The following is a 9,563-nucleotide window of genomic DNA, read 5'->3' as shown; positions in this document are numbered from 1 at the left end:
CAAACCTTTTCGAGTAATGGTTATTTCCATTTTTCTTCTATTATTTGGACAAATTTCACGCGTTACAAAATCTTTCAATAATAATTTGTCGACTAATCGAGTGGTGTTACTGGTTTTAGCAATCATACGCTCTTGAATATCACACATGTTTGCAGATTTTCCATTCTTACCTCTTAAGATTCGCAATACGTTAAATTGTTCTACTGATAAATCAAAAGGTTTTAATACTTCATTAAATTTTTCGCCAATAACATTCTGAGAATACATTATATTTAGTAATGTTTTCTTTTCTATAGCTATTGGTGAATTACTTTTTATTATATCTTCGATTTTCATAATTGTATATACAAATATTAACGGTACAAATGTAACATATTTTTTAATTGTATATACAAATGTTGATTAATTTTTTGTTAAAATTTTGAAATTATATTTATGAGTGTAACTTTGCTAAAAATTTACAACATGAATTTAGAACAAAAAGAGTGGTGGAATAACTTTTTAGCAGATGAAAATGCTGTTATTCTTGATGTTAGAACCGATGATGAATTTAACAGTGGAAAAATACCAGGAGCATTAAATATTGATATATATAAAGGACAAGGTTTTATCTATATGCTAGATGAGTTAGATAAAAATAAAAATTACTATGTTTATTGTGCAGCTGGCGGAAGAAGTGCCCAAGCTTTTGCTGTAATGAATCAATTGGGTTTTGAAAAAGCTTATAATTTATTAGGTGGAATGTCCGAATGGAGTGGACCTGTAGAATAAAAAAAAGAGCCAATAGGCTCTTTTTTTATGCTATTTTTTTTAAAGCTATCTTATCTATTAAAGTGATTTTTTTTCCTGTAAGTTCTATTAGTTTTAGTTTTTTAAATTCAGATAACAATCGAATACAACTTTCTGTGGCTGTTCCAATAATTCCTGCTAATTCTTCTCTAGACAATTGAAGTCTCAAAGTATTGTCTTCATTTATGCCAAAATTTTCTTCTAAGTATAATAAGGTTTCAGCCAAACGTTGTTTTACATTTTTTTGTGCCATATTAACCATATGATCATCAGCATCCTTTAAATCTTCACAAATAGTCTTCATAACATTCATTGAAAATTGATTGTTTTCATTGAAAAAACCCATGATTTCTGATTTAGGGATAAAACAAACTTCCATGTCCTCTAAAGCAATTGCGCTTAAGTTTACAGCTTCTTCACTAATTAAAGAGCGTTGACCAAGAAGTTCACCTGGTTTCGCTAATTTTACTATTTGATCTTTTCCATTATCAGATAGTTTTGTCATTTTACAAACACCTTCTTTTACACAATAAACTCCATTAACTGTATCTCCTTCTTCAAAAATAGGTTCCCCTTTTTTAATGGTGTAAGAAGTTTTGCAATTAGCCATCTTAATTAATTCCTCTTTTTTAAGAGCTTTTAAAGAGCTAAACTGTCTAACGATGCATTGGTCGCAATTACTCATTGTTTGTTTTTTTTAACCTTTATTACAAATATACTTAAAGTATGACAAATATCATATTTTATTTTTTGAACAATTGCAATCTTTGTTACAGGTAAAAAGAGCAAATTTATGGATACAAATAACTGTTTCCATTGTGGTAATGAAATTATAAAAAAGGACGAAGTTATTTATGACCAAAAAAGTTTTTGTTGTAATGGTTGCAAGACTGTTTACGAAATTTTTAGTCAGAACGACTTATCTTGTTATTATGATTTTGAAAACGCACCTGGTGCAACGCCACAAGAGATTAAAGGGAAATATGATTTTTTAGACGATGAAAAAATTATTACAAAATTATTGGAGTTTCAAGAAGATTCAACATCTATTGTTTCACTTTATATTCCTCACATACACTGTAGCTCGTGTATTTGGATTTTGGAAAATTTACAAAAATTGCAGAGTGGAATAAGTTCTTCTCAAGTTAATTTTCCTGAAAAGAAAGTCCGAATTACATTTAATTCAACAGACACTTCACTTAAAGATATTGTTTATTTATTGAGTTCAATCGGTTATGAACCTTATATAAGTTTAGATAATTATGAAACGGGTAAAAAAGAAGTTGACCGAAGTTTAATCTATAAGGCTGGAGTTGCTTTTTTCTGTTTTGGAAATATTATGTTATTATCTTTTCCAGAATATTTTGAAGTTGATGAATTTTGGATCAATCAATACAGAGGGTTTTTTAGATGGCTAATTTTTGCATTGGCTTTGCCATCATTTTTATATTCAGCTTCAGATTATTATGTTTCAGCTTATAAAAGTATCAAATCTAAAATGTTGAATATTGATATTCCTATTGCTTTAGGAATTCTAGTTATGTTTGTTAGAAGTACAGTTGATATTATTTTCGATTACGGACAAGGATTTTTCGATAGTCTTACTGGGTTGATTTTCTTTATGCTGTTAGGGAAATTGTTTCAGCAAAAAACATACAGTTTTCTTTCGTTTGAACGTGATTATAAATCTTATTTTCCAATCGCCATAACAAAATTGAATGCAGATGAGACTGAAATTCCGGTTCAAGTGTATGATATTGAAAAAGGAGATAGATTGTTAATTAGGAATCAAGAATTAATTCCAGTTGACGGGATTTTGATTGCTGAAAAAGCTTCAATTGATTATAGTTTTGTTACTGGTGAAGCTATTCCAATAGAAAAAAAATCAGGAGATAAATTATATGCTGGTGGAAGAATGATAGGAAGTGTAATTGAAATGGAAGTTTTATTTTCCGTTTCACAAAGTTACTTAACCCAATTATGGAGTAATGATATTTTTCAAAAGAAAATAGATCAAAAACATAAAACGATAACGGATAAAGTAAGTCAATATTTCACACCTATTTTATTATTATTAGCTTTAGTTGTTTTTATTTTTTGGTTGTTTATTGATGTTTCAACAGCTTTTAATGTGCTGACAGCAGTTTTAATTGTGGCTTGTCCTTGTGCTTTAGCATTAACAGCTCCTTTTACATTAGGAAACGTGTTGCGAATTATGGGAAAACAAAAATTATATCTCAAAAATGCAACAGTAATTGAACAATTGGCCAAAGTAGATACTATAGTTTTTGATAAAACTGGAACCATAACTTCCAATAAAAAATCAAATATTGAATTTGAAGGAAATGATTTAACAAGTGAAGAATTATCCCTATTAAAAAGTGTTATTCGAGGTTCAAATCACCCGTTAAGTAGAAAGATTTATGAGTTTTTGCCGAATTCACCTAAACTGGAAATAAAAGAATTTGAAGAAATAACCGGAAAAGGAATTGTTGCTAAAGCCAATAATTTAAATGTATTAATTGGTTCTGCTTCATTAATTGGAATTACGGATGAAAACGATACCAAACAAACAAAAGTTCACATAAAAATAAATAATGATTACAAAGGACATTTTGTATTCGATAATCAATACAGAAAAGGAGTAGAGGAATTGTTTAAGCGATTAAGTAATAAATACGATTTAAAAATCCTTTCAGGTGATAATGAAGGAGAAATGGAAAACCTTCAATCTTTATTGCCAAAAGACACTGAATTAATCTTCAATCAAAAGCCTGAACAAAAACTAGAATACATTGAAAGTCTTCAAAAACATGGCAAAAATGTAATGATGATTGGTGATGGTTTAAATGACGCTGGTGCTTTAGCACAAAGTAATGTCGGAATTTCTATCTCAGAAAATGTAAATGTATTTTCACCTGCTTGTGATGGAATTATTGATGCAACTCAATTTTCGAAAATTGGTTATTTCTTGAAGTATTCTAAAAATGCTATGCGAACAATATACATGAGTTTTGGCTTGTCATTATTGTACAATATTGTTGGTTTATCATTTGCTATTACGGGTAATTTATCACCATTAGTTGCTGCTATTATAATGCCATTAAGTTCAATTACAGTGGTTAGTTTTGTGACTATTATGAGTAATTTTTATGCTAAGAAAATGTAGTAAAAAAATAATTTTAACAAAATTTTAAAGTATGACATTTGTCATATTTTATGATTCTAATCGGTAGTACATTTGCTACATAAACTTAAAGGTATGAGTGTTATTTATATTTTAATCACAGTAAGTATATTCGTTGCGGTTGTCTTCTTGTTTGCTTTTATAAAAGCAGTTAAGAGTGGACAATATGATGATGATTATACGCCATCAGTCAGAATGCTATTTGATGATGAATTAGTAAAGAGTACAAACAAATTGACAAAAACAGATAAACAAAAAATGAATTAATTATGGAGAAAGAACAATTTTATTACGACAACAAAATTGTGAGAAACTTCCTTTATGCTTCAATTGCTTTTGGAGTTATAGGAATGTTGGTAGGTCTTTTAGTAGCCTTCATGTATTTATTTCCAAATATGACCGATGGAATTCCATGGTTAAGTTACGGAAGATTAAGACCATTACATACTAATGCAGTTATTTTTGCCTTTGTAGGTAATTCTGTTTTTGGAGGAGTTTATTATTCTTTACAAAGACTTTTAAAAACTAGAATGTATAGCAATTTCTTAAGTCAATTAAACTTTTGGGGTTGGCAACTAATAATTCTTGGAGCAGCAATTACTTTGCCATTAGGATATACATCTTCTAAAGAATATGCCGAATTAGAATGGCCATTTGATATTGCAATTGCACTTATTTGGGTTGCTTTTGGGGTAAATATGATAGGTACAATCATAAAAAGAAGAGAAAGACATATATATGTGGCTATTTGGTTCTATTTAGCTACGTTTATTGCAGTTGCTTTGCTTCACATATTCAACAGTATCGAAATTCCAGTTTCTGCATTTAAATCTTATTCAGCTTATGCTGGAGTTCAAGATGCTTTAGTGCAATGGTGGTACGGACATAATGCAGTAGCGTTTTTCCTTACAACGCCGATTCTTGGATTGATGTATTATTATGTGCCAAAAGCCGCAAATCGTCCTGTTTATTCTTATAGATTATCAATCATTCACTTTTGGTCTTTAATCTTCATTTATATTTGGGCTGGACCTCACCATTTATTATATTCTGCACTACCAGATTGGGCTCAAAATTTAGGAGTTGTATTTTCAATTATGTTGATTGCTCCATCTTGGGGTGGTATGATTAATGGATTATTAACTTTAAGAGGGGCTTGGGATAAAGTTAGAACAGATCCTGTTTTAAAATTCTATGTAGTTGCAATTACAGGTTATGGTATGGCAACTTTTGAAGGACCAATGCTATCTCTTAAAAACGTAAATGCTATTGCTCACTATACGGATTGGATTGTAGCTCACGTTCATGTTGGTACATTAGCATGGAATGGATTTATGGCTTTTGGTATGATTTATTGGTTAATACCAAGAATGACAAAAACAAAATTATTCTCTACAGGATTAGCAAATTTCCACTTCTGGATTGGGACTTTAGGTATTATTTTATACACTTTACCAATGTACGTGGCTGGATTTACACAAGCTTCAATGTGGAAACAATTTAATCCTGACGGTTCATTAGTTTATGGAAATTTCCTTGAAACAGTAACTGAAATTATGCCAATGTATGCTATGAGAGCAGTTGGTGGAACATTATATTTTATTGGTATTCTTGTATTAGTTTACAATATAGTTAGAACGGTTATGGCAGGTTCACCTGTTGAAGATGAATTAGCAGAAGCACCAGCTTTAGTAAAAATTTCTAACAAACAATTAAAAGGAGAAGCTTGGCACTCTTGGTTGGAAAGAAGACCTATTCAGTTTACAATATTAACTACAGTTGCAGTTGCAATTGGTGGAATTGTTCAAATAGTTCCAATGTTGGTTGTAAAATCTAATATTCCAACTATTTCAAGTGTTAAACCTTACACACCTCTAGAATTAGAAGGTAGAGATTTATATATCCGTGAAGGTTGTAACAACTGTCACTCGCAAATGATTCGTCCGTTCCGTTCTGAAGTAAAACGTTATGGTGAATATTCTAAATCAGGAGAATATGTATATGATCACCCATTCTTGTGGGGTTCTAAAAGAACTGGTCCAGATTTGCATAGAGTTGGACAAAAATACAATGATAATTGGCACTTTAATCACATGTGGGACCCACAAAGTACATCTTCTGGTTCTATAATGCCAGGTTACAAATGGATGTATGCTAACGAACCAATGGATCATGAGTATATTGAGAAAAAAATGGAAGTAATGGTAACTTTAGGAGTTCCATATACTAAAGAAGATATTGCAAATGCTAGAAAAAATATGGATATACAATCGGCTCAAATTGAGAAAAACTTGAGTAATGATCCAGATTTTGTTAAATCTTACGAAGCAAGTAAGAAAGCTGCTGCTGCTAGAGGAGAAGAATTTGTTCCAATGAAGGATAGAGAAATTGTTGCACTTATTTCATATTTGCAAAGATTAGGAACAGATATTAAAGTAAAAAAACAGAATAATTAAAAATCCAGAGTTATGTTAAAATTTATAAAACACAATCTTGAAACTATCAATGGAGTAGATATTTATCCTATAATATCGTTGGTTATTTTCTTTATCGTTTTTGTGTCTTTCTTTGTTTGGGCAATGACTTATAGCAAAGACAAGATCAAAGAATTAAGTGAATTACCATTTAAAGACGAACAATAATTAAATTTTCTTCTTTCTTTTGAATGAGAAGGAAGAATTTTTTTTCTAACTAAAAGCAAAGCTAAAATTAAAACAAGTTAAAAATGAAAAAATTAATTCCAGCATATGTAAGAGTTCCATTACTGTTTGCAATTGTTTTTGCAGCAATGGAATACTTTATCGATTCAGGAGAAAAACCAGCCTTTATAGAATACCCAATGGTATCGTTATTTTTAGGAGTATTTCTGTTTTTATTAATTGCAATAGAAATAGTTGTTAGTGCTGTTGATAATGTAACTTATCACCTATTAACTGAAGAACAAAAACAACAATTAAAAGAAGCACAATCTTTACCTTTTACGGAAAGTAAATTCTATCAAGGAATTGTTGCTAAAATGACTCGTTCTAAATCAATTGATCAAGAAGAAGATGTGATGTTAGAGCACGATTATGATGGTATCAAAGAATTAGATAATGTATTACCACCTTGGTGGGTGTATTTGTTTTATTCTTGTATTGTTTTTGCGGTTGTTTACTTTATTCGTTTTCAAATTTATGGAGATTACACACAAGCCGAAGAATTTGAAGCAGAAATGGCTCAAGCGGATATAGACATTAAAGAGTATTTAAAAACAGCTCCAGATATGATGGATAAAGAAAGTGTTACCTTACTATCAGATGCTGGTGCATTAAGTGAAGGTAAAGCAATTTTTACAACAAATTGTGTAGCTTGTCACAGAGCCGATGCAGGAGGAGCAATTGGTCCTAATTTAACAGATGAATATTGGATTTTAGGTGGTGGAATTAAAAATGTATTTAATACACTTGTAGAAGGAGGTAGATCTGGAAAAGGAATGATTTCTTGGAAAGATCAATTAAAACCAACGGAAATGCAAAAAGTAGCAAGTTATGTTCTTTCATTACAAGGATCTAATCCAAAAGAACCAAAACCAACAGAACCAGAAGCTGTTCTTTACAAAGCAGAAGGTGCAACAGCTACAGATATTGCAAAAGTTGAAACTGTTGTAGATTCTACAGCAACAAAATAAAAAAATAAAGGTTTTAAGTTGTTGCTTAAAACCTTTATTAATTTGTTTTAGAACAAAGTATTTAAAACACAATTGTTATGTCAAAGTTACCAGACGAAAGTTTTAGAGATTCCATAGGAACAATAACTACAGAAGGGAAAAGAAATTTTATTTTTCCAAAAAAACCTTCTGGAAAATTTTATGATAAAAGAAAAGTACTAAGTTACATCTTATTAACTTTTTTATTATCGGCACCATTTATTAAAATTAATGGCAATCAGTTTTTGCTTTTTAATGTTTTAGAACGAAAATTCTCCATTTTTGGGTTTCCTTTTTGGCCACAAGATTTTCATTTATTTGTAATGGCAATGATTGTGGGTGTTGTAGGGTTAACCCTTTTTACAGTAGCTTTTGGTAGAATATTTTGTGGATGGTTTTGTCCTCAAACTATTTTTCTAGAAATGGTTTTTAGAAGAATAGAGTATTTAATTGATGGAGACAGAGGTTCGCAAATGCGTCTAGATAACCAAAAATGGGATGCTGATAAAATCAGAAAACGAATTACCAAATGGATTATCTTCTTTTTAATTTCATTTATAATAGCTAATGTGTTTTTGGCTTATTTAATCGGAAGTGATAAACTAATTCAATATATAACTCAAGGACCAGCTGAAAATTTAAGTACACTAGTTGCCTTACTAATTTTTACAAGTATTTTTTATTTTGTTTTTTCATGGTTTAGAGAACAAGTATGTATCATTGCTTGTCCTTACGGAAGAATGCAAGGTGTTCTTTTAGATAACCAATCTATTAATGTTACTTATGACCATGTAAGAGGAGAAGGAGAAACGGGTAGAGCAAAATGGGATAAAAGAGAAAATAGAGCCGAAACGGGAAAAGGAGATTGTATCGATTGTAATCAATGTGTTGTCGTTTGTCCTACAGGAATTGATATTCGTAACGGAACCCAATTAGAATGTGTAAACTGTACAGCATGTATTGATGAATGTGACACCATTATGGAAAAGGTTGGATTACCAAAAGGATTAATCCGTTATGCCAGTGAAGACGAAATCGTTAAAAAAGAAAAGTTCAAAATAACGACTCGTATGAAAGGTTATATTGCTGTTTTAACTATTTTGATTGGAATGTTAATTGCACTTTTATTCATGAGAAATGATGTTGAAGCAACTGTTTTAAGATTACCAGGACAATTATTTGAACATAAAGGAGAAAATATCAGTAATATTTTTACTTACAAAATTGTAAATAAAACAGTTAAAGATTTCGATAGTGTTTATTTTAAATTAGTTAGTCCAAAGGGAACAATTAAAATGGTTGGAAACCCTTATGTCAAAATAGATAAAGAAGGATTAGCTCAAGGAACTTTGTTTATAGAAATTAATCCAGCTTTCCTCAAAGGAGATAAGACTAGAGTCAAAATTGAAATTTATAATAGAAAAGAACTTATTGAAACTACAAAAACTAACTTTTTAGGACCAAGAAGTTTTAATTAGGATTTTTGAATATTCAGATAATTGATTACAGAAAAATAAAAAAAAATGAAAATTAATTGGGGAACAGCAATCGTTATAGCTTTTGGATTATTCATCACATTTATCTTATATTTTGTATTTAAAGTACAATCAGATTCAAAGTATGATAATGAATTAGTTACAGAAGATTATTATAAAAAAGAACAACAGGTTCAAGGTGATATTGAAAAGCAACAAAGCGCTAATAAATTAGAATATAAAGTTGTTTTTAAGAAGTCTACTGAAGGAATTACAGTAGAATTTCCATCAAACTTTGACTATAAAAATATAAAAGGAAAAGTGTCCTTATATAGACCGTCAAGCCAAAAATTAGATTTTGAAATTCCAATTTCATTATCTTCTTCAAATTTGCTCATACCTAATAGTAATTTGGTTGGCGGTC

Annotated in this window: 10 protein-coding genes; 8 read left to right on the top strand and 2 right to left on the bottom strand. The window is 30.1% G+C overall.

Annotation, left to right across the window (positions count from 1 at the left end):
- Positions 1-336 (bottom strand): MarR family transcriptional regulator (locus tag AACZ53_RS11860; protein WP_339838707.1); only part of this gene is annotated, 336 nt, incomplete at its 3' end.
- A 129-nt stretch (positions 337-465) separates the two neighbouring features.
- Here AACZ53_RS11860 and AACZ53_RS11855 point away from each other — a divergent pair.
- Positions 466-771 (top strand): rhodanese-like domain-containing protein, encoded by a 306-nt coding sequence (locus tag AACZ53_RS11855; RefSeq protein WP_339838705.1) that lies wholly within the window; start codon positions 466-468, stop codon positions 769-771.
- A 25-nt stretch (positions 772-796) separates the two neighbouring features.
- Here the strand turns inward: AACZ53_RS11855 and AACZ53_RS11850 are convergent, their stop codons facing one another.
- Entirely contained in the window at positions 797-1,474 is a 678-nt protein-coding gene (locus tag AACZ53_RS11850) for a Crp/Fnr family transcriptional regulator (protein ID WP_339838703.1), read from the bottom strand.
- 108 nt (positions 1,475-1,582) lie between these two features.
- Between AACZ53_RS11850 and AACZ53_RS11845 the strand changes: the two genes are divergently transcribed.
- The 7 genes from AACZ53_RS11845 to AACZ53_RS11815 form a co-directional block, all read left to right on the top strand.
- Positions 1,583-3,958, top strand: coding sequence for a heavy metal translocating P-type ATPase metal-binding domain-containing protein (locus tag AACZ53_RS11845; protein ID WP_339838700.1), 2,376 nt, complete (start codon positions 1,583-1,585; stop codon positions 3,956-3,958).
- A 93-nt stretch (positions 3,959-4,051) separates the two neighbouring features.
- On the top strand, positions 4,052-4,243 hold the full coding sequence (gene ccoS, locus AACZ53_RS11840) for a cbb3-type cytochrome oxidase assembly protein CcoS (RefSeq protein WP_026716310.1): 192 nt from the start codon (positions 4,052-4,054) through the stop codon (positions 4,241-4,243).
- A gap of 2 nt (positions 4,244-4,245) precedes the next feature.
- The gene (ccoN, locus tag AACZ53_RS11835) at positions 4,246-6,432 is read left to right on the top strand and encodes a cytochrome-c oxidase, cbb3-type subunit I (protein WP_339838695.1); all 2,187 of its coding nucleotides are present in this window, start codon (positions 4,246-4,248) and stop codon (positions 6,430-6,432) included.
- Between the two features lie 12 nt (positions 6,433-6,444).
- Positions 6,445-6,618, top strand: a complete 174-nt coding sequence (locus AACZ53_RS11830) for a cytochrome C oxidase subunit IV (RefSeq protein WP_084518927.1) — start codon at positions 6,445-6,447, stop codon at positions 6,616-6,618.
- An 83-nt stretch (positions 6,619-6,701) separates the two neighbouring features.
- A complete protein-coding gene (locus AACZ53_RS11825) occupies positions 6,702-7,646 on the top strand; it encodes a cbb3-type cytochrome c oxidase N-terminal domain-containing protein (protein WP_339838689.1) in 945 nt (314 codons plus the stop codon).
- 77 nt (positions 7,647-7,723) lie between these two features.
- Complete coding sequence (ccoG, locus tag AACZ53_RS11820) at positions 7,724-9,142, top strand: cytochrome c oxidase accessory protein CcoG (RefSeq protein ID WP_339838686.1); 1,419 nt, start codon at positions 7,724-7,726, stop codon at positions 9,140-9,142.
- 45 nt (positions 9,143-9,187) lie between these two features.
- A partial coding sequence (locus AACZ53_RS11815; protein WP_339838684.1) for a FixH family protein occupies positions 9,188-9,563 on the top strand: 376 nt, incomplete at its 3' end.

Origin of the sequence: uncultured Flavobacterium sp. (assembly GCF_963975005.1) — a bacterium.
Lineage (GTDB): Bacteria > Bacteroidota > Bacteroidia > Flavobacteriales > Flavobacteriaceae > Flavobacterium.
This window is presented reverse-complemented; position numbering and strand designations above follow the sequence as displayed.

Excerpts from the sequence above, each read along its gene's own strand:
- ccoS (WP_026716310.1), top strand. The coding sequence starts at position 4,052 with ATGAGTGTTATTTATATTTTAATCACAGTAAGTATATTCGTTGCGGTT.
- ccoN (WP_339838695.1), top strand. The coding sequence starts at position 4,246 with ATGGAGAAAGAACAATTTTATTACGACAACAAAATTGTGAGAAACTTC.
- AACZ53_RS11830 (WP_084518927.1), top strand. The coding sequence starts at position 6,445 with ATGTTAAAATTTATAAAACACAATCTTGAAACTATCAATGGAGTAGAT.
- ccoG (WP_339838686.1), top strand. The coding sequence starts at position 7,724 with ATGTCAAAGTTACCAGACGAAAGTTTTAGAGATTCCATAGGAACAATA.
- AACZ53_RS11845 (WP_339838700.1), top strand. The coding sequence starts at position 1,583 with ATGGATACAAATAACTGTTTCCATTGTGGTAATGAAATTATAAAAAAG.
- AACZ53_RS11850 (WP_339838703.1), bottom strand. The coding sequence starts at position 1,474 with ATGAGTAATTGCGACCAATGCATCGTTAGACAGTTTAGCTCTTTAAAA.
- AACZ53_RS11825 (WP_339838689.1), top strand. The coding sequence starts at position 6,702 with ATGAAAAAATTAATTCCAGCATATGTAAGAGTTCCATTACTGTTTGCA.
- AACZ53_RS11855 (WP_339838705.1), top strand. The coding sequence starts at position 466 with ATGAATTTAGAACAAAAAGAGTGGTGGAATAACTTTTTAGCAGATGAA.